The following is a 23,517-nucleotide window of genomic DNA, read 5'->3' on the forward strand; positions in this document are numbered from 1 at the left end:
AAACGCTGTAGGGAAACTAATTTACAGTTACTTCGTCTACGTTGTGTGTTCTCTTCAGGATATGTCTGATGGATTCAATCTTCTTTCCGTCGCGTCCTACTACACGTCCCTTGTTCTCACTAGGTACGTTGATCTCGACTGTAATCGGTCCGTCTCCGTCCTCTCCTTCGATGTTCACTCCTCTGATATTCGTTGGAACAAGGTTGTTGAGGAACTTTCCGATGTTGTCGCTGTACTCGTAGATCTTGACGTTTTTGTCCATGTTTCTCTGAAGTTTTTTGACTGTCTCCCCGCCTTTTCCGATCGCCATGCCTGCCTTGCCTTCTGGAACGATGAAGTAGGCTTCTTCGTCCTCTACGATGGCGTGAATGGCTTCGACTCCTGTAACGGATTCGAACATGTTGATCGTGCGGATCATGTCGGTGTCGTAAGTTACTGCCATATTAACATCCTAAAAATTGTGATCTGATACTTTGTCTCCTGTAAAGATCAAATCGGTCATAGTTTTTATAAAGGAAAGTGTTACTGGTCGCCGAAACCGGCTTCCAGGTCGATTAGGCCTGTACCTACAGGTACGGCCTGTCCGACAATAATGTTCTCGACAATTCCCTCGAGGTCATCCTTTTCCTCACGAAGAGTTCCCTGAATCAGGTGCTTCTTCGTTTCCTCGAATGCGGAACGGGCGAGCATTGACTTCTTGTTTCCAACGATACCGTAACGTGTCGTACCGTTTAGCTCTCCTTCCTTTGTCATCATGTCTGCTAGGAGCATGATGTGTCTGTCGTCGATTCCAATTCCCTGCTTTTCCAGAGTCTGGTTTGTCTCTCGGATGATCTGTCTTCTGAGAGCTTCAACGCCTAGAACGCTTTTGATTTCATACAGGTCGTTGGAAATCGTTCTGTCGGAATCAACTTCCTTCATCTTAAGGGTTTTACGTAGCGAGGTTCCTGCTGTCTGTAGCTTCCATTCTCCGTCGTCTTCCTGGATAACTACCTGCTCGATGCCTTTGATTCCCTTGATCCGGGCCTCTTCAACATCGTTTTTCAGATCCTTGAGGTCTCTGAGATCGTAGTCATCTTCAGTACTTGTCAAGGTGAATGTGTTCCCATCGTTTTCGACCTTCGCCTTCTTGGTCGATTCCTGGACACGGGTGATTACATCGGTCGCATCAACATCGTAATCGTCCATCAAGTCTTCATTTAGCTCGTAGACGATCTCTAGCTGCATGATGTCGATTGTATCCTTCCGCACCAGGTCTTCGAACTTGACCTCACGAAGTCTTCGTGCGATCTCGGTTGCGCCTTCCTCGTTGTTGTATTCGTCGTTGAGGTAGACGTTCATCGCCGGCGTCTTCGGGTTGCGGCGTGCGTCGACGATCTCGATCAGACGTGGAAGTCCTGCGGTAAGTGAAACCTGTGCGGCTCCTGCTGCGTGGTATGTTTCCATGGTCAGCTGGGTTGCCGGCTCCGAGATGGACTGTGCTGCTACAAGTCCGATTGACTCTCCGGGTTCGTACTGCATCTGCTGGTAACGATCCTTTAGATCGCCGTCCAGCTTGCCTTGGTACTTTTCAGGGATTTCATCTTCTGCGCGTTCTTTCCATTTTATTTGTTCTGTCATTATTCGAAAACACCTTGTGTTTTCTCGAATGCCAGAAATTCTGTGTTGTTGAATTTCGTCATTTTGATCGCCTCTAAAGATTGACGTTTGTCGAGATCTTTCCTCTGTCGGATTTTTGCGGATCGATTCCGTCTTCTCCAGCTCTGAACTGGATGATCTCTCCTTCTGCGTTACGAACCGTCTGATCGTACTCGACCTTCAGGTCCTGTAGCGAGTTCGAGACACGTCTATACATGTATCCCGAAGTCTTGGTACGCAGCGACTTGTCCATCAGCGCCTTACGCTGGGACATCTGGTGGAAGAACAGTTCCTGTGCGTCCAGTCCTTCAAGGATTGATGAGGATACGAATCCGTGCGCTTTAGGACTTAACTCTCCTCTCTTGAAGTGGCTGGTAGTTCTTCCTTTGTAACCTCTCTCGATCCGTTGGTCACGCACGGAGTTCTGTCCGAGTAGGCCTGCCATGGTTGTAACGTTTTGCATTGAACCTCTTGCTCCTGAGTCGGCCATGATGTAGGCCGAAGAGTCTTCATCTACGTTGTCGCTGATGATCTCTCCGATCTCTCCGAAGACCTCGTTCAGTGCTTTCGTGATCTTGATCTCTCTGGTTTCCTCCATGGTTTTACCGGTGATCTGTTCCATCTCTCCGTTGTTGAAGTCCTCGATCTCGGCTTCAGCGTTAGCAACTGCGTCTTCGATCAAGTCGTTGATCTCCTCGGTTGCCTCATCAGGTACCTCGAGGTCTTCGAGTCCGATTGAGAATCCTCTTCGGGACAGGTAAACTGCTCCTATCCGGGATACTCTGTTGAGGAACTCTGTGACTGTCTCACTTCCGTACTCGATTTTCAGCTGCTGGATGATCTCTCCACCGTAGTCGGATAGAGCATCATCGTCAAGCCGTCCTTTAACCAGCTGTCCGTCCTCAATTACTACTTCGTTGGACTCTCCCTCGTTGATTGTAAGGGAAACGTCTTCCGGGATGAACATTGAGACAAGCTGTTCGCCTGTAATTGTCTCTCCTTCAGGAAGGCTCTTGTCGTGTTCTCCTGCTTCCGCTAGAAGGTTGAAAGCTTCCTCTCGTGAAAGCTCTACGTCTCCTCTTGTCAGTAGGTACAGTCCTGATACGAAGTCCTGAAGCATACCGACGATCGGTCCTCCGGTCTTCGGCATCTTGACGTGTTCCTGTACCTTCAGGAGTTCTTCTGCTTCGGCACGTGCCTCTTCTGTCTGAGGAACGTGCAGGTTCATCTCGTCACCGTCGAAGTCAGCGTTGTACGGCGCACAGACGTTAGGGTTGATTCTGAACGTTCTGTACGGTAAGACACGGACTCTGTGTGCCATGATCGACATACGGTGTAGGGATGGCTGACGGTTGAACAGTACGACATCTCCGTCCTTGATGTGTCTTTCAACCTTCCATCCGTTACCTGGCTCGATTGCCTCAAGCAGGTCCTCGGTGTTGTCCTCTGTAATCTTTCTTCTCTTTCCATCCGGCTGGTAAACGTAGTTAGCACCAGGATGGTCGTCGGAACTGCTTTCGATCGCTTCGATTGCTTGCTCGTAGTTTCTTTCCGTGATCTTCTCCGGGATCGTCAGCTTCTCAGCTACCTGGTAAGGTACTCCTACCTCGTTGATTCCGATGTTCGGATCAGGGCTGATTACTGTACGAGCCGAGAAGTTCACACGTTTCCCGATCAGGTTCTGTCGGAAACGTCCTTCCTTGCCCTGTACTCTTTCGATAAGAGACTTCAGGGAACGTCCACTTCGGTGTCGTGCCGGTGGTACTCCGGAAAGGTCGTTGTAGAACAGTGTGGAAACGTGGTACTGCAGTAGCTCCCATAGATCATCGATAATGAAGTCAGGGGCCTCGATCTCAATGTTGTTCTGCAGTCGCTTGTTGATTCTGATAATGTCTACGAGCTTGTGAGTGATATCGTCCTCGGATCTTTCTCCTGTCTCAAGTGTGATCGATGGACGCATTGTTACCGGCGGTACCGGTACGTGTGTTAGTATTAGGTCTTCCGGGTTTGCTTCGACGCCGATCTTTTCAGCGATCTCTTCAGGGATTCTCTCTAGTCTTTCACGGATCTCGTCCGGTTTGATCTCGTTTCCGTCCTGTCTGAAGCTGTAAGGCTTATCGATCTTGACGTCTGGGACTTCCTCTCCTGTCTCAGGGTCTTCGGTCATCCTGTTGGACTTTCTCAACGATTTTTCCTCGTCCTTGATCAGACAGGTTACCTGTCCGTTCTCGTTGATGTTGGTGAACCTTAGCAGGTTACGTACCTTTTTGGTGTAAAGTACGTGGACTACAGGACGGGATAGCTCGATGATTCCAAAGTGTCCCTGGCATTCACGGATACGTCCTCCGCATGTCTGGCAGGTCATACCTGGATCGATAACTCCCAGCGCAGGATCCATTACCCCGTCTTCTACCGGGTAACCGTCGGCGTCGTATACTTCTGCGACGTCGATCTCCTTTACTGCGATTTCCTGAAGTTTCCTGTTGCTCAAAATTCCGAAGTCTAGACTTTCAATTTGTCTGCTCATTTAGTTTTCTTCCTCCAAGTTGAGGTCTGTATCCATCATCATGGACTTTAACTCGTTCATCAGCAGCAAGAATGCGTGAGGCACTTCTGCTTCCTCGAACTCACCGTCTTCACCGCTAGGCTTGACGACCTTGTTCTGCTGGTGATCGTAGTAACCGATGTCTCCAGAGTCCTCGTCAATGTGGATCTGTGTGGCGTCAGCACCGAACCTCTCCTTCAAGAGAAGTGATGCTCCGTGGCCTACGAAAACGTCCTTTTCCATCTCTCCGAGCCTTAGTCCACCTTCCTGTGAACGCCCCTCGGTTGGCTGCTTTGTAAGCAGTGTGACCGGTCCACGTCCTCTTGCGTGGATCTTGTCCCCGACCTGGTGGTCGAGCTTGAGGTAGTATCCTGGTCCGATCATGATCTCTGCTTCCATCTCCTCTCCGGTGATGCCGTTATACATTGTCTCCTTTCCGGAGTACTCGAATCCAAGCTCTTCTAGCTCCTCTCGGATCTCGTCTTTGTCCTCGGAGTGGAACGCTGTACCATCGACCTTCTCTCCTCTCATAGCGCCCGTCTTACCAGCGATTATCTCAATCAGCTGTGAGACTGTCATACGGCTTGGGATAGCGTGGGTCGATAGAATCATATCAGGTGTGACTCCCTGCTTTGTGAAAGGCATGTTCTCTTCCGGAACAATCATTCCGATAACACCTTTCTGTCCGTGTCGAGTTGCGAACTTGTCTCCGAGTTCTGGAATACGGTTTTCACGTAGCTTGATCTTGATCAGCTTGTCACCGTCTCCTGTCTCGGAAACCATTAGTTTATCGATTTTACCCTGCTCTCCGTGGCGTACTGTCAAAGATGTTTCTCTACGATCTGCGAGTCCCATCTTGACTTCCTCTCCGCCGCCGGATCCAAGGAACTTTGGAGGGCTTGTCTTCCCGACAAGTACGTCATCCGAGTTGACCTCTGTCTCCGGGTTGACAAGTCCATCGTGATCGAGGTGCTTGTAAGCTTCCTCGTTTCTGTATCCTCTGACGTCTTTGTCAGGCTGCTCGATCTTATCCTTCTGTCCTCCCCAGAAACGCTGGGCTTCCGTCTTGTAGGTACGAAGGTAGGTAGACCTTTCCAGTCCACGATCGATTGAACCCTGGTTCATGATAACCGAGTCCTCGATGTTGTATCCTTCGAAAGTTCCGAGGGCTACAACCATGTTCTGTCCGATCGGATGCTCTCCAAGCATCGTATCGTAGGTCTGGGTTTCTGTGATCGGCTGCTGTGCGTAATGCATTACGTTTGCGTTAGTATCGAATCTCTGGTGGAACTCACGGGTGTACATTCCGATACCCTGGCCGGACATCTTGGCTCCGAAGTTAACACGGTCTCCTCGGTTGTTCTGAGGGAATACAACCAGTGAGGCTGAAAGTCCGTGGGTGATCGCCGGATCGATCTCCATGTGGGTGTGTTCCTCTGTTACTTCGTCTTCATCCATTGCGACGTAAGCGTTTTCCTCTTCTTCAGCGTCGATGAACTCTAGGACTCCTTCTTCAACTAGGTCCTCGATTGTGACCTCTCCTTCGGCAAGCTTCTGTTCTTGCTCTTCGGTCATCTGAGGCTCTCCGTCTCTGACGATGATTACAGGTCTCTGAACTCGTCCTGCGTCCGAAGAGATTCTCAGCTCGTCTTTGTCCTCTGCGTAGTAGACCCCAATCTCGCTTCGAAGACCTCCGCTCCGTCTTTTCTCAATTAAAGCTTCCTTGACTTCACTTGGATCCTCGATCTCGTCGACCAGTTCGCCGTCTAAAAATACTTTCGTCACGGAACTCACCTAGAGAGTTCCATCGTCTTAAGCCGCGCCTTGGCGGCTTTCTCAAGGTTTTGGTTCTCAAAACTGCTTTGATTCATAGTATTGTGTTCCATTCTTTGATTCACCTTGCGTCGATCCCTGTCTCCTCAAGCTTGGCTCTCAACGAGTTCTTCTCCATCTCGGAAAGACCTGTTGAAACATCAGCTGACATCGCTAGATGTGTTCTAAGACCGATGTTCATACCCTCCGGTGTCTTGATAGGGCAGACACGTCCCCACTGTGTTGGGTGAAGGTCTCTTGCCTCGAAGTGCTGTCTCTCGCTTGAAAGCGGGGAGACAATGTTTCTGAGGTGTGCCAGTGTCTTGATCCTGTTTCCTCTTTCAAGTCTCTGACAGATTCCCGAACGTCCTCCTACCCAGTTACCTGTTGCCATAGCTCCCATGATCTGTTTTGTGAGAGTGTCTGCGACAACTGTTGACTGGAGTGAAGGAAGTCGTCCTCTTTTAGCTGATTTCTTGAAGTTGTACTTCATTCGTGCTAGAAGACCCCATTTCCCGAGGAAAACACTTCTGAACTGCATTTCCAGTAGCTCGCCTGCCAGGTTCATACGCTTGTTCGCGTAGTGGTCCATGTCGTCTTCTTCAATATCGCCCTTGCCTAGAGCGATCGTGTTCCTGATCAAAGTTGCCAGGAACTCTGCCTTCTCATCTCTTACATCCGGTTCCTGACCGAGATGCGGTAGAAGGTACTCATCGAGAATCTTCTCGACTCTTTCTTCAATATCGTTTGTAACTCCTGCCTTACCTGCGATGTACTCGTAAGCCTCTTCCTGGTTCGAAGCTCCTGTCTCGTACATGTTCAGATAAACATCTGAAGCGTAATCGTCTCCGATTGCTTCAACAATCTCCTTGTCGGTCTCAAGTCCGAGACCTCTCAAAAGAGCGACCGCCGGAGTTTTCTTTACGTTAGCAAAGCTGATGTTTACGATTTCATCGTCTCTCCTTAGAATGTGTCTCTGAACGTATCCCTGGTTCTCGGAGTTGATTCTACATACCTGTTCGCCGTCATCGTCCTGGTAGACAGGTTTGTTGTTCGCGAACTCCTCCATCGCAATAATTGTCTTCTCGGATCCGTTGATGATGAAGTATCCTCCGGTATCCTTAGGATCTTCTCCAGCATGTCTTAGCTCTTCTTCATCCATTTCGCTTGTCCAGCAAAGCTCTGATCCAACCATAACAGGGATTCGGCCGATTGTGACCTCCTCGCTTTCCTGTCGGACTCCCTCGAAGATCGGTGTCATCTCTACCTTGATCTCCGATGAGTATGTCAGGTCTCTCATCCGTGCTTCCTTCGGTGTGATCTGTCGGATGCTGCCGTCAGCCTCGTTCAGTTTAGGACGTTCGATTTCAACGTCGACAATCTTGATAACCAGCTCTTCTCCGTCCGGAAGCTCTGGTTCGATCTCTCCTACCTCGTTTAGTATTGCCTGTACTCTGTCTTCGACAAAGCGGTTGTAGGATTCGATCTGGTGTTTTACCATGTTTTCCTCGATCAGCTGAGATAGAAATTCTTCTTGCATCAAATAAACACCTGTTTAAGGCTCAATTACGCGTCTGTAGTATGTTGCTTTTCCAGCGGTAGGCGAATCACGGACTATTTCGATCACGTCACCGGCTTCGACATCCATCTGCTTCAAAGCCGCATCAGTTCTCTCAATCTTCGGCAGATCGCTTTTACCTGCGTCAAATCTTGCTAGAACTTCCTCAAGCTCGTCTTCTTCGAGTTTTCGATGTTCGGGAACTGCTTCGTGGTCGGTTACATCCATCGCCATGAGTTTGATCTTCCTCCAAAGGAGAAGCTACATTTTAGAAGAACTCCAGTAAACCTTTTATAGGTAGCGAACCCGTACTAAGGGTTTAGCATATCTGAATCACGTCTGAAACTGTAAACTTTACGGCCCACTACAAGGTGATCCAGTAGCTCGACTCCCAGAACTTCTCCAGATACCTTCAAATTCTCGGTGAAGTCTCTGTCCGCTTCGGTCGGCTCCGATTTCCCGGAAGGATGGTTGTGGGCGATTACGATCGCAGCAGCGTTTTTAGAGACCGCTGACCTCAACAAGTCTTCTGAGCTTATCTCAACCGAGCTAACGCCTCCATCGAAGGTCTCTCTGCCTAAAACCTCGTTACCGGAGTTCAGGAAAAACACTCTGAGTTTCTCGCTGTCAAGCAGCTTCAAGTCTTCCAGCTCTGATTCAACGTCTGAAAGGCTTTCCAGCGTTTCTCTTTTCTCCCGGCGCATCCTGTTTGCGATCTCTGCCATCGCCTTGATCTGTCCGGATTTTACCGTTGAGACTCCATCGAAATCCTCAAGCTCCGAGCGGGAAACGTTGAGAAGCCCTTGAAACGAGTATTCGGAGAGAATCTGTCCGGAAAGCTGTTTTACGTTCTTGCCCTGGGTTCCTGTCCTAATTATAATAGAGAGCAACTCGGTGTCAGTTAAAGACTCGGCGCCGTGATCGTTAAGCTTCTCCCGGGGCTGTTCTGACCTTGGAACGTCTTTGATTGTGTAGTCCACGTCGAATCTAGACCTGTTTTTCATTAAAACTAGTTCTGTGGTTTTGACAACAGGTCGGCTCCAGGGAGTAGCTAGAAATAAGTCACGGCTGATCACAACTCCATGGAAAGAATTGTTCAAAACCCGGAGTTCGAGGAAACCAAACAAATAATCGAAGAGTACGCCTCGAGAAAGTACACCTTACAGATAAACGGCCTATGCTCGGTTAACTACCGAGGAAGAGCTAAATCAAAGCTTGATCGCGGTGAAAGAATTGTCATCAAAAAGCAGGATTCGGCGCTACTGGTTCACGGACCGGAAAACTATCAGCCGAAAAACTGGCAGCCGGAAGTCGATCGCTGGAATGTCCAAATCGATGAGGAAAACGAAGAACTGGTAATGGAGAGTAAAAGAACTTCTCCGGAGGAGCTAGTGGAGATAAGGTTCGAACGCATCGACTTAGTGACTGTCGACCAGTTAGTCGATAAATCCGAGCTGAAGATCCGTGGACACGAAGTAGATATACATGAGGCTGTCGAGGAAGAACCTGAGATTGTCGAAGACGGCTTGAAAGTGGTTGAGAGGGAAAAGGAAACGCCGGCAGGTTTCATAGATGTCTTTGCCAGAGACACTGAGGACAAATATGTTGTGATAGAGGTCAAGAGAAACCCTGATTACAACACGGTCTTGCAGCTCCAGCGGTACGTTGATGAGATCGAAGAGGAGTTCAGCGGGAAGATACGTGGAATTCTCCTGGCTCCGAAGATGACGGACAAGATACTTGACTATCTAGAGGATCGTGGACTTGAGTTCGTCGAGGTCGAGATGGAGGATGTTATTGCGTCTTATGAGTCGCTCAATCAGAGTCAGAAAGGTCTGAGCGATTTCGATCCAAGTTACGAGACCTAAAAAATTAAAGAAAAAAGGAAAAACGGTTTTAGAAGTCCTTGTGGATGTAGTAACGTTCTACTTTCTCAGCTACAAGCCAGTGAATCTTATCATCGGCGTCAACTTCGATTACGCCTTTATCTTCGTGGAAATCGGAGTTGTGCTTGTGTAGCTCTCGTTCCTCTCCGGAATCTGTTCTAACCATTACTTCGCCGTAGCTTTCAACCGCGTTCTTCAACTGCTCTAACATATCCATCACATAGACTTACTACGGTTCAACCCTGATAAGCTTTCAACCGGACTCCGATTACATGTGTGGCATAGCAGGAGCGAAAAACAAACAGGCTGTAGAAAACACTGTTGAACACTTAAAGCACAGAGGTAGCTCCTGTAAGGTAAAAGAGTACGGAGAGTTCTCACTCGCACACGTACTTCACTCTATAGTCGGAGAAGTCGAACAACCGCTGAGAGAAGACGGCATAATATCAGCTAACTGCGAAATATACAACTGGAAGGATTTAAACGAAAAATACGGCTGGGAAACAGAAAATGATGCTCAAACATTGTTGAAACTACTAGAGAAAAAAGGAGTATCTGCTTTAGAAGAACTTGATGGCATATACGCATTCGCATACTTCAAAGACGGCGAACTGATTCTGGCCAGAGACAAGCTCGGTATGAACCCTATCTGGTACGCTGAAACTGGCGAAGACTTTGTTTTCGCCTCGGAAAAGCAAGCCTTGGAAAAGGAGGATTTCAAGCCCAGAGAGCTTCATCCGCGCAGAATACTGAAATATAACTTGGAAACCGGGGAAGTCTGTTTTGAGAACCGAGAGTTCTTCGAGATCGATGTAGACGAATCCAAGGAACTCGAGGAGGCCGCAGAGGAGGTCAAAGAACTTTTCGTTGAAGCAGTGGAAAAGCGGGTTCCGGATACAGATCTGGCGCTGCTTTTCTCAGGCGGAGTGGATTCGACTATGGTCGCGGCCGCTCTACAGGAACTGGACGTTGAATTTACCTGCTACACTTCAGGAATACAGCACGGTAACGTAAACGCCCCTAGAGACATGGAATGGGCTAAGAAAGTCGCCGAAGAGATGGATCTTGAGTTAGAAAGCTATGAGGCTTCACTGGAGGAGGTAGAAACTGAGCTGCCGAAGATAACAGACTGGATTTCAAGCACTTCGGTGGTGAAAAGCGGCGTCGCACTTCCTTTCCACCTGGCCTTACGACGAAACTCTTACGGAGTTTCTGGAGCCGCAGAAGATCCAGGATCTTCAACGTGCGGAGATGAAAAAGTGGTTATGACTGGTCTTGGCTCCGAACAGCTCTATGCTGGCTACCACCGACACCAGGGATATCTCAACAAAGAGTGTCTCTCCGGACTTCGTTCCTTGTTCGAAAACGATCTTTACAGGGACAACGTCGTGTCTTTCAGGAACGGATACGAGCTTCGCGCACCTTTCCTTGACCACGAGCTTATAGAACACGCATTAACGCTTCCAGAGGGGTTTAAGGTAAAAGACGAGTACAGGAAATACGTTGTTAGGCTGGCAGCTGAAAAACTCGGTGTGCCGGAAGAGGTCGCATGGCGAGGCAAGACTGCGGCCCAGTACGGCAGCAATTTTGACAAGGCAATCTCCCGGCTCGCTAAAAACAAAGGATTCGATCACAAACAGGGATATCTCAACAGCTTTCGTTCGAAGGAAAACAATCGGCTTGCCGCGCTGACCTCCGGTGGAAAGGATTCGAACGCAGCGCTTTACAGGGCAGCCAGACGAAATAATGAGATTAGCTGTCTTGTAAATCTTTCAAGCGGTAACAAGGAAAGCTACATGTTTGACGCCCGTAAAACCTCCGAAGAAATGGAAAGACAGTCGGAGATAACTGGTTCGCCGCTCCTTGTTCAGCAAACCGATGGGGAAAAGGAAAAAGAACTACAGGATCTCGAAAAAGCTCTTGGAAAAGCTATAGAACAGTACGACGTGGAAGGCGTGATCGCAGGTGCGATAGCTTCAACTTACCAGCGTGATCGGGTTGAGAAAGTCGCTGAACGTCTCGGATTAAAGGTATTTGCTCCGCTCTGGCAGGAAAATCAGGAAAACTACATGCGTTGGCTTGTAAGAGAGGGCTTCGGAGTACAGATAACCCATGTCGCGGCCCGCGGACTTGAGGAAAACTGGATTGGAACTGTAATCGATGAAGAAAACGTAGAGGAGCTGATAGATCTATCACGGGAATATGGGTTTAACGCGGCCGGTGAAGGAGGAGAGTATGAAACAAGGGTCAAAAACTTCCCGAAGTCTATAACTGGTCTCTAATACTTCTTTTCAGCTCTTTCATGTCGGAAGAAGGAAATCTTTTCGAACTCATATGATTGAAACTTGCTCTAAAGCTTTCGTTCTCAAATTTAATGCTGTCATACATTTCATCGATGTCGAGACTGGCTGAAAGCCGGTTTCCTGCTATTTCAGGGGACAGGCCGTAATGTAACTTTGTTTTCTCCAGGTTCCATCTTATGGTGTCGCCGTAGACCTCATTTTCCAGCTGGTAAGAGTTTTCCTCGGCGAACTCGGTTAGTCCGTCATGGAACTTGTTTAAAAACTCCTCATCGGCAGTGTAAACGCCATCGAGTTCGAGTTCATACGGGTTTAGAATAGATCCGATTATGCTCATATACTCGTCTTTGTTTCCTAGATATACTAGTTTTGTTAGTAAACTCTATCGTATTACCGAAAAATTGGATAAAAAATACATTGAAAGCTGTCCGTTTTTCTCCATCTAAATCAGTATTGTAAGTAAAAAAGCAACCAGAATCGAAGCTGTAAGCATTGCTTGGATTAAAGCCGATCCTAGAACTCCTAAAGTCGAGTAAGCACTGGCCTTCAAACTTCTATTGGAATCGCCGTGGATAAGATACTCTCTGAGAAAAACTGTGGCTGCTACCGCTATAGCTAGGCCTATAGGGCCTCCAAGGAAGATAAAGCCGAAAACGCCTGCGATCCCTGCCATTAAACTGGTTGTGTTCGAAGCACCTCCTGCTTTCGCAGCGATCGAACCGGCAAACCAGTCGGTTAAAAGAGCAAACAAGCCTGTTAAAAGACCGAAAACACTGAAAAGCAAACTTACTTCCTTTGATTCATACATGTAGAGTAAAACTCCGATTATCGAGAACAGGGCGCCTGGAGCCATCGGCACTATGCTTCCAACTACTCCTGCTATAAGAAGCACGATAACCGCGATGGTGACAGGTTCCATTGAATGGGCCAGACGGGATTTGAACCCGCGACCACTTGGTAACTCTACTGTGCTTGGTTAACTGAAAGCCATTCGAAGAATGGGTTATTGCGTGTTAACCGAGCATAACCAGTTAAGAGCCAAGCGCTCTGCCAGACTGAGCTACCGGCCCGCTGTATTACAGTTAATGATACGAAAGGATTTTAAGTACGAACATTGGCTAGAAACGGATGCTGTTTCTTTGACCGACTATCTCCGGATCAGGCTTCACCATCTGGTAGGAATCGTCTTTGACCTCTGCGAAACGACCGCATTCAGGACAGTTCATGTATCCGGGGTGATCTTCCTTGACAACCTGCTGGTTTCCGCAGCTACAGTTTAACTGGGATTCCATCGATTCGACATCCAGGTGTACGTGTTCTAGAATTGTTCCGCGTGAAAAGTACTCGAAAAGCGTCTGGAAGGTTTGAGGTTCACAGAGATTAGAGTTAAGTCTAATCCTAGCATAATCGTTCGTAGAGATCCTGGAGAGATCCTGCATTACATTGATTAATACGTTGCCGACTTTTTCTTTTTGCACTGTCTATACCTCATTATCTCTCCCTCTCCCACTACATTAATCGGTGGAAACTCCGCCTTTATTTAAGTTACTGAACTTTTCCGAACCGGTCAGGACTGTTCACGAGAACTTTTTAATCCAATCTAAAACCTCTGTGTAGCTTTCAAAGACAATCAGTATCAAAGAAACTGAAAGAACACTTAAATTACCTAAGAAGGATGTTTCAGAGAAAACGCCGACTGAATAAAACCCTGTTGCTGGATAAAGTACAGCTATGCCTCTGAAACACAGTAAGTCCAGACTAAGATGAGATAAATGACCTGTCAAAGCACTTTTGGCCGTTGAACTCCGCTCCGAAATAACATAGGCGATAACTCCAAGCCCAAGTCCAACCAGAACCGAGTGAGTGAAGCCGTTCCGGACTATCGGGTAGGCAAAAGTGAAAATGCGATCTATATCCGGCAAAACTGAGAAGATCATCACGGTTCCGATCCGGAGATCCAGGATTTTTCCGACAGCCAAGCCGAAAATCAGATGAGACAGCGCTATCACAAGACATGTTAACTTCTTCGGCTTCAAACAGAAATCTGTGCTGTGTTCCTTACTTCTCAAAAAGGAGAGTTCATACGACAAGAGAGCCTATTGGAAAAACGTGTTTTCTCAATCAAATAAGATTTTAAGTTAAAAAATTGGGTTAATTAAGGTATGGACTCAAGTTTAGCTAGAATACATGCTAGAATTTGCGGAGATGGTAATATCTCAAAATATGAGTCGTCTGAGCCGGACAGGAACAGAAGAGCAGAGGTTGTATACACAAATTATGATGATCGCAATATTAGAGAGTTTAGAGAGGATTTAAACTCGAAATTTGGTGTAAAGGGTTCGGTATATCAAGATAGAATTATGGTGAGGTCTCTCAGGGTTGTTAAGGAACTTGAGGATCGATTCGGTACTTTTGGCTCTAAATCTTTTGAGTTGCCTGAGGAGCTGTTTAAAGCTTCGAAAGAGGTGAAGTTTCAGTGGATTAGGGCTTTCATAAGAGATGAAGGCTATCACGATGAGTCTAACGACAGACTGCGAATTAAATTGATGAATCGATCTGCGCTTGGGGAAATAAAAGCTCTCTTGGCTGATCTTGGTATTTGCGCCCATATTACCGGACCTAACTGCGATGATTCCTTTTATCTTACAGTTTCCGAACTCTCTTCATTTAGCAGGCTCCTTGATGTGGTCGAGAACAAGCGGAAGGTTAAGTGAATAGCGGGGCATGGATTTGAACCACGGACCTCCGGGTTATGAGCCCGACGAGCACTCCTGGCTGCTCCACCCCGCTTCCGTCTATGAACAGTACCAGTAGTGGAATCTTTTAAACACTGGACTCGGATTTTTTGCTTACTGATGCCGACTATTCTAGGAATTGATGAAGCAGGACGAGGACCGGTAATCGGCTCGATGTTCATAGGAGGGTTTAAAATCGACCAGTCGAAGCTAGAAGAGTTGGAAAATCTCGGAGTAAAGGACTCGAAGAAGCTTAGCGATAAAAAACGTGAGAGACTGGCGGATGAGCTACGTGAGTTCGGCGAGCCGTTCCTGAAGGAGATCACAGCCGATCAGATCGATGAGCTTCGAGAAGTCATGACTCTCAACGAAATCGAGATCAAGGGATTTATAGAGGTTATCAAACAGTCTGATGCTGATAAAGTGGTTTTGGATCTGCCGGAGCCGAACGCTGAGCGTTTTGTCAACAAGCTGAAAGCAGAGCTGCCGGAAAAGTATGGAAGCCGGGAGTTCGTGGCTGAACACGGTGCGGACGATGAGTACCCGATTGTTTCCGCGGCATCGATTATCGCTAAGTCTGCTAGGGAAACTCACATCGAGGAGCTACACAAAAAGTATGGATACGACTTTAAATCCGGTTATCCGCATGATAAGCCTACCAGAGAGTTTTTGAAAGACTTTTTGGAGGAGAACGGAGAGCTGCCGCCTGAAACCCGTCGGTCCTGGAGTACGGCCGATAAGATAATCAAAGAGGTAGATCAGAGCGGTCTCGGAGATTTCTGAGGCTTTCTGTTTTGGACCGGTGCGGTTGCCGGATCCGCAGCTAAATAAGGTTCTGGTGTTGAACTGAAGAATATGTTCGAAGGAAAACTCTACAGCTCAGGAGTCAAGGTATTCGACGAGGATCAGGCCGAACAAATCCATGAAGACTATTACTACGGTAAGTTTCTGGAGAACGGGGATCTACATCTTTCTCCAAGTGAGGCAATGCACTTGGTTGACCGCGAGGAAATTGTAATAGAGAAAAACGGCGATGAACTGTCTAGAGATGAGCTTTACGATGAGTTCGAGGCGATTGACGAAGAGTTCGGTTACAAGTATCCGGTCTACAGTGATCTACGGGAGCGGGGACTGATCGTGAAAAGCGGTTTCAAGTTCGGCTCGCATTTCCGGGTCTACGAACGCGGAGTCAATCCCTACACTGGCGGGAAAAAACAGCAGAGCCAGCACACCAAGTACGTGGTACATGCCGTACCTGAGAACCATACGATGAGCTTCCAGGAAATGTCCCGAGCAGTCCGTCTCGCCCAGAACATCCGCGCATCAATGCTTTGGGGAGTAGTCGACTCCGAGGAAGGCGTTACTTACTACGAGGTCGAACACACTAGTCTCTAACGTAAGTCTATGTCGAAATCATCGTTTTCCTCAATGTTTTTCATACCGCTAAAATCGGTGTCATGGAAGTTATCTGGTAAAACTCTGACGTGAACGGTATCTCCCTCGTAACTGCGGTGTGAATCCAGATCGCTTTCCATTATGGCTCTGAACTTTCCGATTCCAGCACTTGAGATCTTTTCATGAGTCTCGACGTTGATATTGAAACCAGGATCCCGATCCTCCATAACGGTCCCTACACCATACATGTCTGCGTCATATTGGCAAGTAGCTTCATTTAATCTCAACGTAGGCGCGGTGTAATCTTCCTGTGGCTGTGAGTTATCTACGTATGCAGAGATTACATTCTGCCCTCCTGCGAAGTTAAACATTGTAGGGTCGTCAATCGACATAGGTGTTCTTATCAGCCGGTTTTAAAAAGCTTTACGGCTTTAGAGGGTTTTTCTTCGCATCTACTTGTTTTTCGATCAGTTCTCCGATGTAATCTACCTTCACGGTCTCGTCTACCAGTGATTTCCGATTCTCACAGTAGTTTTTACTACATACAATTGCGTTGACGGTTCCGGGCCGGGTTAAGCGGTACTTGAACTCTAGAACGGTCTCTATGCTTCCGCAGCTTGAATGTAGGATTGCAGGTATCTTGTTTCTGAGTCTGGCAACGCATCCTTCCTCAACTTTCTGGCTAAGACCTCTGGGATCCACCCATATCCTGTTTTCCTGGCGGGAGGCGTACTCATCTACTGTTAGTCTGAAAGAGTTTTCCTGGGAAACCGGTTCTATGAATGATTTGGCTCTCTCAGTCGCCCTGTAGTTGGACTGTGATCTCTCAGGACGCCAGATGTAGACTTCTTGTCCATTTGAAATTACGACAGTCTCTCCCTCGAACCCCATAAACTGTTATAGGTGTTTCAGCGTTGATATATCTATCAGCCAAACAGTTCTAAAACGCCGGGTTTCGACCTATACTTGTCTCGGAGCTTTCTGCCGAAGTATACTCCACAGAGTAGCCCTGTCAGGTGCGCCGAGGAAGCAAAATTCCCGATTACAGGCAGCGGCATACCCATCAGATTGGTTGTAAGATTCAATGCCTCGAATCCGGTAAAGATATACAGCGCGTTCTTGATCTTCATCGGTATGAAAAAGTACAGTAAAACTTCGGCATCAGGATAGAGAACCGCGACCGCTGCGAAAACCGCTACAACTGCGCCTGAAGCTCCAACGGCCGGACTCAGAGTTGGAAAACTATTCATGAGAGGGCCGTGAGCGTAAAACATTAGGTTTCTGAAAACAATGTATCCTATGCTCGCTATGAATCCGGAAACGATGTAAAACTTTGTTAGGTCCGTACTTCCGATCTTTCTCTCTAGGACGGTGCCGAAAAAGTAAAATGTTACCATGTTCGCGAAAATATGGAACATCCCGTTGTGTGTTATCATGACGGTGAACATGCTCCAAGGTTTTCCAAGAACTGTGCTGTCCAGAACCGGGCTGTAACCTGCCTGTATCGCCGCCTGGTTTGTCGCTTCCACAGCGGACTGGGTTAAAGCCGGTGAAAGATTCAAAAACTGTGTGTAGCCAGGTATCAGCTGTAGGAAAAATGATACTACTGTAAATGCGATTATAGCCATCGTGGCGTTGTTTGTGATAGTTCTCTTGAGGTCTTTAGCTATTGAAGGCTTTCTAGGTCTCGATGAACGCGTGGTTGTGTCTTTTTCCACGAACCATTTGTCCTCCGACCCGCTCTTAGTCTTAGCTTCGTTAAGACCCTCGCAGTCATGGTTCTCCGGTAGCCTGTGTTCTGTACAGAACTTCTGTTCGCAGTAGCGGCACTTAAACGTCATCTCCTGTTTGCCGCATTTCGAACAGTTGGCCATAAACAGCCACTGGCTCACGTTCTTTATCAAACTGAGTGTTCTCGACTGTACTCTTCTCAAAGAAACGGTTTTCTAGCTCGCGGTAGATTCAAAACAGCCGAATAAGAAGTATATACTAGATAACATGGCTTACGAACAACTACTGCTCATGGCAGGAAGAGCCTTGATGGGAGGATATTTCGCATTCACAGGCATCAACCACTTCATGAGTTCACAGCAGATGGCAGGATGGATTGAATCCAAAGGCCTGCCGGCACCAGAAGCACTCAACTATCTTGCGGGGGGACTATTGCTCTTCGCAGGACTTGGAATGGTCACAGGAGCAGCTCCGGCAGTTAGCTGGGGTGCGCTAACCGTATTCGTAGCAGCGACCACGGTTCTATTCCATGACTTCTGGAGTATGGAAGGCGAGGAAAAACAGAACCAGATGGTTCACTTCCTGAAAAACATCGGTCTTCTCGGCGGACTACTACTGTTCGGCGGACTGGTAGCTTCAGGAGAGTTCGGAACGGTTCTACTAGAGCTTAGCTTGCTCTAAAAACCTCTTCTCCCTTTTTTTTCTTTATATTTTTTATTCTCCAAGTTTTTCTGCCAGCGAACCGATCTCCACACGCTGTTGTTCCGTTGAATCCCGATCCCGTAAGGTTACATCCTCGTCCTCAAGGGTCTCATAATCAACTGTGACACAGTAAGGAGTTCCAACCTCGTCTTGACGACGGTAACGTCGGCCGATCGAACCTGAATCATCGTAATCAACTCTGAAACCGGCCTCCTGTAGCTCATCTCTTATCTCCTCAGCTTTCTCACCTAGTCCGTCTTTATCCATCAAAGGCATCACTGCGACCTCTACGGGAGCAACCTCTCTTTCGAGCCTCAAGACGTTTCTTTCCTCTCCATCAACTTCGTCCTGCTCGAAACTATGGACGAGGATCGAGTAAAAGATTCTATCGACACCGAAGGAAGGTTCTACCACCTGAGGGAAGACTTTCTCGCCGTCCTTTTCCTCAGTTCTCTGGCTGAAACCCGCCTTCTCGCTTGGAACCTCGATTTCTTCCCCGCTGACCTCGATCTCTATAGTTTCTTGCTCGAAGACTTCTGGACTGTCTTCAACCAGCTCTTCGAGTTTCTCTATCACTTTTCCGGCCTGATCTCCGAACTCCGGACCGAAGTAGCTCATATCAGGGCTGATGTCTTTGACTTCGATCTCTTTAGGCTCATCGTACTCTCTGAAAACTCTGTAGTCTTCATTACTGTGGTTATGGTGTTGTTTTACGTCATGACAGCCTCTGAAAGCGAAGCCTGTTATTTCGAGCCAGTCTTTTTCCTCATGACCTACATCGGTCTCGGCGTCCCAACAATCGCTCGCATAATGGGATAGCTCATCTTCCTGATGTTGTCTGAACCTTAAACGCTCGGGATCAACGCCGATACGCTCGTACCATCTCTGTGCGACACCTAGATAATAGGCAACCCACTCGCTGGCGACCACGTCTTTTTCCAGCGACTCTTTTACCGTCATCTCGGCGGGTTCTGCTCCTTCGTCCTGTAGCTTCCGTGAGTAAAGCCTTAGCTCTACGTCTTCAACGTCCGATATGTCGGGATCCTGTCCTGGTAGAATGAAGTTCTCTAACTCTGCCTGTGTAAACTCTCTTACCCTGCTTAAACCGCCACGTGGTGAGATCTCGTTTCTGTATGAACGGCCGATCTGAACCACGCCGAACGGGAAGTCGTTGCGCGCGTACTCCTTCAATCTTGGGAACTCCACGAAGATTCCCTGAGCGGTCTCCGGGCGCAGAAAACCTCTTTCCGCGTCTCCAGGGCCGATACTGGTCTCGAACATCAGGTTAAAGTCATTGACCTTAATACCTGAAAGCGAGGCTCCACAGCTCGGACACTGGATGTTTTCGTCTTCAATTATCTCTTCGATCTTTTCGGCAGCAAATGCTTCTGCCTCATCGATCTCTGTGTTGTCCTCGACTAGGTGATCGGCTCGGTGCTGTTCGCCGCACTTTCCACACTCTATTATCATGTCGTCGAAGGTTTCTGTGTGTCCTGAGGCATCGAAGACTGCTTCCTTCATGATCGTCGGGGAATCGATCTCCATGTTGCTTTCCTTCTGTTTGAACTGTCTTCTCCAGGCGTCTTCGATGTTCGCCTTGAGCGAGGCTCCTTCCGGCCCGTAAGTGTAGAAACCGGCCGATCCTCCGTAACTTTCCTGTGAAAGGAAGTAAAAACCTCTTCTCTTGATAAGCTGCCTCAGTTCTGAATTCATACAATAAGTGCCTCGGCTCGAATCTTAAAAGCTCAACCCGTGCCTTCAAATTCTACCGTAATACATCGTAACATTATGCGCGGTCTTTCCGACACCGAACTGGAATCGAAAAACATACTTCTCAGAACAGATCTAAACCTTCCCATAGAAGATGGAGAACCTCAGAAAACAGTCAGGTTCGAAAGATACCTCGAAACCATCGAAGAAATAAGCCAGAAAGGAGGGAAAACACTTATCATCGCACACCAAGGCCGGCCATCGCGTTCGGACTTTCTTTCGCTCGAAGATCACGCAAAAATACTTTCAGACGAACTCGGTAGAGACGTGGAGCTTGTAAAAAGCTTTTTCGGCTCCGAACTGGGCGAAGCAGTCGCATCAATGCAGGAAGGGGACGTCAAACTGCTTGAAAACATCCGGTTGCTTTCCGAAGAGCTACAGAACCTTCCGGCCGAACGACACGCCAACGATTACTTCGTGAAAAACGCGGAAAAATACTTCGATATCTACGTAAACGATGCGTTTTCCGCCGCACACCGTTCCCACGCCTCGCTTGTCGGGTTCAACTCTCATCTCGATGACTATGCCGGCCTGGTTATGGAACGCGAACTGGAAAGCTGCCGGAAAATACGTGACGAGCTAGATTCTCCGACGCTCGTACTTGGAGGAGAAAAACCCTCTGATATTATCGGCATGCTTGAGAAAATGATAGAAGACGTTCAAAAAGTTCTCCTGGGGGGCGTTCCCGGCGAACTAGCCCTGGTGATAGAAGGAAACTCGTTGGGTGAGAAAAAACAGTGGCTTGAACAACAGGGCTTAGATGGCTCAAAAGACGAGCTAGAGACGCTTCTAGACGAACACGGAGAGAAATTCGTTCTCCCGGAAGATGTTAGGACGGCTGACGGAAATCAGGAAGTAGGAGAGGTACCTGAGGACGCGATGATCTGGGATATCGGTGAGAAAACAGAGGAAAAATTTGCGGAAAAAATACGTGAATCGAACTCTGTGCTGATGAAAGGGCCAATGGGCGCATTCGAAGACCATCCTTCCGGTACAAAAACCGTGGTCGAAGCGATAGCGGAAAACAAAGGGTTTACGGTTCTTGGCGGCGGACACACATCTTCTCTCGTCCAGAGGTTCGATCACGACCTTGAAGAATTTTCCCACGTCTCGATTGCCGGCGGAGCATTCGTCCGTTTCATGAGCGGGGAGAAGCTAGCGGCTGTAGAAGCCCTGAGGTAGGCGGCGATAAGTTTTTAACGCCCTCGCCGCATTATTATTCTATGCTCCAGAACCTTGTTTCAAAGGCCGCATTTGACTTTAGCCTTAGCTGGAGCTACTTTTACTGGTTCTAAGGGTTCGTAATTTTACGCGAACTTCTTCGAACAGGTGATTGCTATCAAGACTAACATAACTACCACGACAACGCTATGCCATGGAAAACCGGTGAACAGAAGATGATGGAGGGAGTCGACGAGCTACTCGAGCAGCGAAAAGAATCCTCGAGACAGCAAAAGGAGCAGATGATAGACGAATACTTCGACAGTCTGGGTCTGAGCGACGTCGATGCCGACTGGCTTAGTTGCGGCATGGAAGAATCCGGTATAACACAGGACGAGGACATGACGTTCCTAATACCGAGACAGCTGCCGACGGACACGGTAGAGCAGATCGGACTAACGGCTGTAGGCAACAGCGTTGGATCTGCGTTAACTGAAGCCGGGGAAATCGACTCATTCGAAGTTTTAGGCGTGCCTCTGACAGATAAGATGTACGGCCGGAACGCGGAGAAAAGAGGCTACGCTCTCCCAGCAGCTATCACGCCGACAGGAACACATGGAACAACGCTTGCGGATATAAACGATGGATACGGCATCGGCTCTCATCAAACCCGCGTTAAGGAATCTCAAACCGTCGAGGAACTGTTCGGGATGGATCCGGAAATTGAGAACCTTAGAGACTTACATGACTCGAGATCAAACGGCATCGTAAACTCTAGAGGAGACTTCACAACTTTACAGCAGAGAATGCTTTCCGAGATGATAGATGAGGGTCAAAGACCGGAGTTCGTGGGCTTTGAGTACGATGACGGTAAGCTAATCGGTCTGGGACACGAACCGGAAACCGATACTTACAGCTCCTTCGATGACAGTCGTCCTCTAGAGCTTGATCCGGAAGAATTATCTGATCAGGCAATCTTGCCGCCACAGGAGAGCTATGAGAAACTTGTCTTCCCTATCGCGGCTCATCCGGACGTCGGATACATGCTGAAAGGTCTGGAAAACGAGAAGTTCAAGACCTCGGCTACCGATGAGTTTGTCGCTAGGTTCGAAGATCAGGGACTGAAGTTCCCGTTCATCGATGCCTCAGCAGACGGCAAGTACAGTGAAGAGGTTCCGGCAACGGCGATCGAGGAACTCAATCAAACTCGTTACGGCTCGTCTTCAAGCATAGGCACGGAAGCGATGGTTTTGAACGCCCAGCCCTCTGTGGTTGTAAAACACAAACTCGATCCTTATGAACTTGGCGAAAACTCATTTGAGGGAACGATGAGAAACGTGGTCCATGAGGTATACGGAAAATGAAAGATAAAGTGGTTGAGACAGCTTCCAAGCTGGCGGATCTGGCGCCCAGGAGAGGAGGAACCGAGAGAAAAGCCGCAGAATTGATCAAAGAGAATATCTCCGAGGAACTGGTGGTCCAAGAGTACGATGTGGTCTATCCGGAGTTCAAAAACTCGGAGCTACATGTGGACGGTGAGAAAATCGAGTGTCTTCCCGGAGGGTTCAAATCCGGAGAGATCAACTCGAAAAACCTGGTTAACTCGGTTCACAACGGACAAGGAGAGGTAAGCTCGCCGGCGATCAGCTTCAACCCTCACGCAGACGGCATATCTGTCACAACCTTCTATGAGGCGCCGGTTGTTGCCATCGCACCAAGTGATGTCAGCGAGGTACTTGAGGCCGAAGAGGTCTCCGGAGAGCTGGAAGTTCAGTGGCGCTCGGGAAAGAGCCGGAATATCCTGGTTGGAAACACCGATGATCCAAGTCAGGTCGTTATGACTCATTACGACAGTCTCTGGGGCGGTTTCATCGACAACGGGTTCTCGGTAAGCCTGTTAGTTCACCTGCTCGAGGAGATTGATCTGGAATCGACGCTGGTTGTTTTCGCAGGTTCGGAGGAGGTCAGCCAGGAATCGCCTTACCACTGCTATGGCTACCGCAGGTTCGAGGCAGAGTACTCAGACCTGCTCGAGTCCGCAGAATCGATCAAGGTCGTTGATTCGCTCGGCAGAGGCTCACAGCAGGTTATAGAAGATCCAGAGATCGTAGAGAAAGCCATTGTATTCTCACAGAACAGGTTTATTGAGAAAACCGATCTTCTGGCCAGCAGCTACGGTGATGTACTGGATATCTATCACTCAAAACTCGATAAGAAAGAGGCTTTAACCCATTACGAGGAAGCTCTTGAACTTCTCAGAGAACAACTCTTGAAGGATTAAAAA

Annotated in this window: 25 protein-coding genes and 2 tRNA genes; 9 read left to right on the top strand and 18 right to left on the bottom strand. The window is 48.2% G+C overall.

Features of this window, described 5'->3' with window-relative positions; genetic code table 11:
• Positions 1–16: 16 nt before the first annotated feature.
• From SVXnc_RS00970 to radC, 7 genes are all read right to left on the bottom strand, one after another.
• The gene (locus SVXnc_RS00970) at positions 17–442 is read right to left on the bottom strand and encodes a NusA-like transcription termination signal-binding factor (RefSeq protein ID WP_347722097.1); all 426 of its coding nucleotides are present in this window, start codon (positions 440–442) and stop codon (positions 17–19) included.
• A gap of 80 nt (positions 443–522) precedes the next feature.
• The gene (locus SVXnc_RS00975; RefSeq protein ID WP_430827677.1) at positions 523–1,620 is read right to left on the bottom strand and encodes a DNA-directed RNA polymerase subunit A''; all 1,098 of its coding nucleotides are present in this window, start codon (positions 1,618–1,620) and stop codon (positions 523–525) included.
• 73 nt (positions 1,621–1,693) lie between these two features.
• Positions 1,694–4,165 (bottom strand): DNA-directed RNA polymerase subunit A', encoded by a 2,472-nt coding sequence (locus SVXnc_RS00980; RefSeq protein WP_347722098.1) that lies wholly within the window; start codon positions 4,163–4,165, stop codon positions 1,694–1,696.
• A complete protein-coding gene (locus tag SVXnc_RS00985; protein WP_347722099.1) occupies positions 4,166–5,968 on the bottom strand; it encodes a DNA-directed RNA polymerase subunit beta in 1,803 nt (600 codons plus the stop codon). It lies immediately after the preceding gene.
• 109 nt (positions 5,969–6,077) lie between these two features.
• Positions 6,078–7,535, bottom strand: a complete 1,458-nt coding sequence (locus tag SVXnc_RS00990) for a DNA-directed RNA polymerase subunit B'' (protein WP_347722100.1) — start codon at positions 7,533–7,535, stop codon at positions 6,078–6,080.
• A 15-nt stretch (positions 7,536–7,550) separates the two neighbouring features.
• Positions 7,551–7,787 (bottom strand): DNA-directed RNA polymerase subunit H, encoded by a 237-nt coding sequence (locus SVXnc_RS00995; protein ID WP_347722101.1) that lies wholly within the window; start codon positions 7,785–7,787, stop codon positions 7,551–7,553.
• Between the two features lie 77 nt (positions 7,788–7,864).
• Entirely contained in the window at positions 7,865–8,533 is a 669-nt protein-coding gene (gene radC / locus SVXnc_RS01000; protein WP_347722102.1) for a RadC family protein, read from the bottom strand.
• A gap of 102 nt (positions 8,534–8,635) precedes the next feature.
• On the opposite strand from radC, the gene nucS reads away from it, so the two are divergent.
• Positions 8,636–9,421 (top strand): endonuclease NucS, encoded by a 786-nt coding sequence (gene nucS, locus SVXnc_RS01005; protein WP_347722103.1) that lies wholly within the window; start codon positions 8,636–8,638, stop codon positions 9,419–9,421.
• Positions 9,422–9,449: 28 nt separating this feature from the next.
• On the opposite strand, the gene SVXnc_RS01010 is transcribed toward nucS, so the two are convergent.
• Entirely contained in the window at positions 9,450–9,656 is a 207-nt protein-coding gene (locus SVXnc_RS01010) for a hypothetical protein (RefSeq protein WP_347722104.1), read from the bottom strand.
• Between the two features lie 55 nt (positions 9,657–9,711).
• On the opposite strand from SVXnc_RS01010, the gene SVXnc_RS01015 reads away from it, so the two are divergent.
• Positions 9,712–11,721 (top strand): diphthine--ammonia ligase, encoded by a 2,010-nt coding sequence (locus SVXnc_RS01015; RefSeq protein ID WP_347722105.1) that lies wholly within the window; start codon positions 9,712–9,714, stop codon positions 11,719–11,721.
• Here SVXnc_RS01015 and SVXnc_RS01020 read toward each other — a convergent pair.
• The 5 genes from SVXnc_RS01020 to SVXnc_RS05460 form a co-directional block, all read right to left on the bottom strand.
• The gene (locus tag SVXnc_RS01020; RefSeq protein ID WP_347722106.1) at positions 11,705–12,076 is read right to left on the bottom strand and encodes a hypothetical protein; all 372 of its coding nucleotides are present in this window, start codon (positions 12,074–12,076) and stop codon (positions 11,705–11,707) included. The two genes, SVXnc_RS01015 and SVXnc_RS01020, sit on opposite strands and share 17 nt — an antisense overlap.
• A gap of 105 nt (positions 12,077–12,181) precedes the next feature.
• Complete coding sequence (locus SVXnc_RS01025; protein WP_347722107.1) at positions 12,182–12,658, bottom strand: DUF456 domain-containing protein; 477 nt, start codon at positions 12,656–12,658, stop codon at positions 12,182–12,184.
• 4 nt (positions 12,659–12,662) lie between these two features.
• Positions 12,663–12,809: transfer RNA gene (locus tag SVXnc_RS01030), tRNA-Lys, on the bottom strand.
• A 48-nt stretch (positions 12,810–12,857) separates the two neighbouring features.
• Positions 12,858–13,217, bottom strand: a complete 360-nt coding sequence (locus tag SVXnc_RS01035) for a hydrogenase/urease maturation nickel metallochaperone HypA (protein ID WP_347722108.1) — start codon at positions 13,215–13,217, stop codon at positions 12,858–12,860.
• Between the two features lie 99 nt (positions 13,218–13,316).
• On the bottom strand, positions 13,317–13,748 hold the full coding sequence (locus SVXnc_RS05460; protein ID WP_430827678.1) for a metal-dependent hydrolase: 432 nt from the start codon (positions 13,746–13,748) through the stop codon (positions 13,317–13,319).
• Positions 13,749–13,901: 153 nt separating this feature from the next.
• Here SVXnc_RS05460 and SVXnc_RS01040 point away from each other — a divergent pair, with 153 nt between their 5' ends.
• Entirely contained in the window at positions 13,902–14,453 is a 552-nt protein-coding gene (locus SVXnc_RS01040; RefSeq protein WP_347722109.1) for a hypothetical protein, read from the top strand.
• A 1-nt stretch (position 14,454) separates the two neighbouring features.
• Here the strand turns inward: SVXnc_RS01040 and SVXnc_RS01045 are convergent.
• Positions 14,455–14,529: transfer RNA gene (locus tag SVXnc_RS01045), tRNA-Met, on the bottom strand.
• Between the two features lie 65 nt (positions 14,530–14,594).
• On the opposite strand from SVXnc_RS01045, the gene rnhB reads away from it, so the two are divergent.
• Together rnhB and endA are read left to right on the top strand one after the other, a co-directional pair.
• Positions 14,595–15,257, top strand: coding sequence for a ribonuclease HII (rnhB, locus tag SVXnc_RS01050; protein WP_347722110.1), 663 nt, complete (start codon positions 14,595–14,597; stop codon positions 15,255–15,257).
• Between the two features lie 72 nt (positions 15,258–15,329).
• Positions 15,330–15,869, top strand: coding sequence for a tRNA-intron lyase (gene endA / locus SVXnc_RS01055; RefSeq protein WP_347722111.1), 540 nt, complete (start codon positions 15,330–15,332; stop codon positions 15,867–15,869).
• Here endA and SVXnc_RS01060 read toward each other — a convergent pair.
• The 3 genes from SVXnc_RS01060 to SVXnc_RS01070 are packed head-to-tail and all read right to left on the bottom strand — an operon-like array spanning position 15,866 to position 17,743.
• Positions 15,866–16,261, bottom strand: a complete 396-nt coding sequence (locus tag SVXnc_RS01060; protein ID WP_347722112.1) for a hypothetical protein — start codon at positions 16,259–16,261, stop codon at positions 15,866–15,868. The two genes, endA and SVXnc_RS01060, sit on opposite strands and share 4 nt — an antisense overlap.
• A gap of 31 nt (positions 16,262–16,292) precedes the next feature.
• The gene (locus SVXnc_RS01065) at positions 16,293–16,760 is read right to left on the bottom strand and encodes a hypothetical protein (protein ID WP_347722113.1); all 468 of its coding nucleotides are present in this window, start codon (positions 16,758–16,760) and stop codon (positions 16,293–16,295) included.
• A 35-nt stretch (positions 16,761–16,795) separates the two neighbouring features.
• A complete protein-coding gene (locus SVXnc_RS01070; protein WP_347722114.1) occupies positions 16,796–17,743 on the bottom strand; it encodes a rhomboid family intramembrane serine protease in 948 nt (315 codons plus the stop codon).
• A 124-nt stretch (positions 17,744–17,867) separates the two neighbouring features.
• Between SVXnc_RS01070 and SVXnc_RS01075 the strand changes: the two genes are divergently transcribed.
• On the top strand, positions 17,868–18,281 hold the full coding sequence (locus tag SVXnc_RS01075; RefSeq protein ID WP_347722115.1) for a DoxX family protein: 414 nt from the start codon (positions 17,868–17,870) through the stop codon (positions 18,279–18,281).
• A gap of 33 nt (positions 18,282–18,314) precedes the next feature.
• On the opposite strand, the gene glyS is transcribed toward SVXnc_RS01075, so the two are convergent.
• Positions 18,315–20,015, bottom strand: a complete 1,701-nt coding sequence (gene glyS, locus SVXnc_RS01080; protein ID WP_347722116.1) for a glycine--tRNA ligase — start codon at positions 20,013–20,015, stop codon at positions 18,315–18,317.
• Positions 20,016–20,090: 75 nt separating this feature from the next.
• Here glyS and SVXnc_RS01085 point away from each other — a divergent pair, with 75 nt between their 5' ends.
• The 3 genes from SVXnc_RS01085 to SVXnc_RS01095 all read left to right on the top strand — a co-directional run bounded on the left by SVXnc_RS01085 (position 20,091) and on the right by SVXnc_RS01095 (position 23,514).
• Positions 20,091–21,254, top strand: coding sequence for a phosphoglycerate kinase (locus SVXnc_RS01085; protein ID WP_347722117.1), 1,164 nt, complete (start codon positions 20,091–20,093; stop codon positions 21,252–21,254).
• A gap of 188 nt (positions 21,255–21,442) precedes the next feature.
• Positions 21,443–22,597: a hypothetical protein gene (locus SVXnc_RS01090; protein WP_347722118.1), complete on the top strand. Its 1,155-nt coding sequence runs from the start codon at positions 21,443–21,445 to the stop codon at positions 22,595–22,597.
• Positions 22,594–23,514 carry a tetratricopeptide repeat protein gene (locus SVXnc_RS01095; RefSeq protein WP_347722119.1) on the top strand — a complete coding sequence of 307 codons (921 nt, stop codon included), beginning with the start codon at positions 22,594–22,596 and terminating at the stop codon, positions 23,512–23,514. Before SVXnc_RS01090 ends, SVXnc_RS01095 begins: the two co-directional genes overlap by 4 nt.
• Positions 23,515–23,517 lie beyond the last annotated feature (3 nt).

The organism is Candidatus Nanohalococcus occultus (assembly GCF_029207735.1).
GTDB classification, from domain to species: Archaea; Nanohalarchaeota; Nanosalinia; order Nanosalinales; family Nanosalinaceae; genus Nanohalococcus; species Nanohalococcus occultus.

Excerpts from the sequence above, each read along its gene's own strand:
- SVXnc_RS01010 (WP_347722104.1), bottom strand. The coding sequence starts at position 9,656 with ATGGATATGTTAGAGCAGTTGAAGAACGCGGTTGAAAGCTACGGCGAA.
- SVXnc_RS01020 (WP_347722106.1), bottom strand. The coding sequence starts at position 12,076 with ATGAGCATAATCGGATCTATTCTAAACCCGTATGAACTCGAACTCGAT.
- SVXnc_RS01090 (WP_347722118.1), top strand. The coding sequence starts at position 21,443 with ATGCCATGGAAAACCGGTGAACAGAAGATGATGGAGGGAGTCGACGAG.
- SVXnc_RS01070 (WP_347722114.1), bottom strand. The coding sequence starts at position 17,743 with ATGGCCAACTGTTCGAAATGCGGCAAACAGGAGATGACGTTTAAGTGC.
- rnhB (WP_347722110.1), top strand. The coding sequence starts at position 14,595 with ATGCCGACTATTCTAGGAATTGATGAAGCAGGACGAGGACCGGTAATC.
- SVXnc_RS00970 (WP_347722097.1), bottom strand. The coding sequence starts at position 442 with ATGGCAGTAACTTACGACACCGACATGATCCGCACGATCAACATGTTC.
- SVXnc_RS01065 (WP_347722113.1), bottom strand. The coding sequence starts at position 16,760 with ATGGGGTTCGAGGGAGAGACTGTCGTAATTTCAAATGGACAAGAAGTC.
- SVXnc_RS00980 (WP_347722098.1), bottom strand. The coding sequence starts at position 4,165 with ATGAGCAGACAAATTGAAAGTCTAGACTTCGGAATTTTGAGCAACAGG.
- glyS (WP_347722116.1), bottom strand. The coding sequence starts at position 20,015 with ATGAATTCAGAACTGAGGCAGCTTATCAAGAGAAGAGGTTTTTACTTC.
- SVXnc_RS01060 (WP_347722112.1), bottom strand. The coding sequence starts at position 16,261 with ATGTCGATTGACGACCCTACAATGTTTAACTTCGCAGGAGGGCAGAAT.
- SVXnc_RS00990 (WP_347722100.1), bottom strand. The coding sequence starts at position 7,535 with ATGCAAGAAGAATTTCTATCTCAGCTGATCGAGGAAAACATGGTAAAA.
- SVXnc_RS01025 (WP_347722107.1), bottom strand. The coding sequence starts at position 12,658 with ATGGAACCTGTCACCATCGCGGTTATCGTGCTTCTTATAGCAGGAGTA.
- SVXnc_RS00995 (WP_347722101.1), bottom strand. The coding sequence starts at position 7,787 with ATGGCGATGGATGTAACCGACCACGAAGCAGTTCCCGAACATCGAAAA.
- SVXnc_RS01040 (WP_347722109.1), top strand. The coding sequence starts at position 13,902 with ATGGACTCAAGTTTAGCTAGAATACATGCTAGAATTTGCGGAGATGGT.
- SVXnc_RS00975 (WP_430827677.1), bottom strand. The coding sequence starts at position 1,620 with ATGACAGAACAAATAAAATGGAAAGAACGCGCAGAAGATGAAATCCCT.
- nucS (WP_347722103.1), top strand. The coding sequence starts at position 8,636 with ATGGAAAGAATTGTTCAAAACCCGGAGTTCGAGGAAACCAAACAAATA.
- SVXnc_RS01075 (WP_347722115.1), top strand. The coding sequence starts at position 17,868 with ATGGCTTACGAACAACTACTGCTCATGGCAGGAAGAGCCTTGATGGGA.
- endA (WP_347722111.1), top strand. The coding sequence starts at position 15,330 with ATGTTCGAAGGAAAACTCTACAGCTCAGGAGTCAAGGTATTCGACGAG.
- SVXnc_RS01085 (WP_347722117.1), top strand. The coding sequence starts at position 20,091 with ATGCGCGGTCTTTCCGACACCGAACTGGAATCGAAAAACATACTTCTC.
- SVXnc_RS01095 (WP_347722119.1), top strand. The coding sequence starts at position 22,594 with ATGAAAGATAAAGTGGTTGAGACAGCTTCCAAGCTGGCGGATCTGGCG.
- SVXnc_RS01015 (WP_347722105.1), top strand. The coding sequence starts at position 9,712 with ATGTGTGGCATAGCAGGAGCGAAAAACAAACAGGCTGTAGAAAACACT.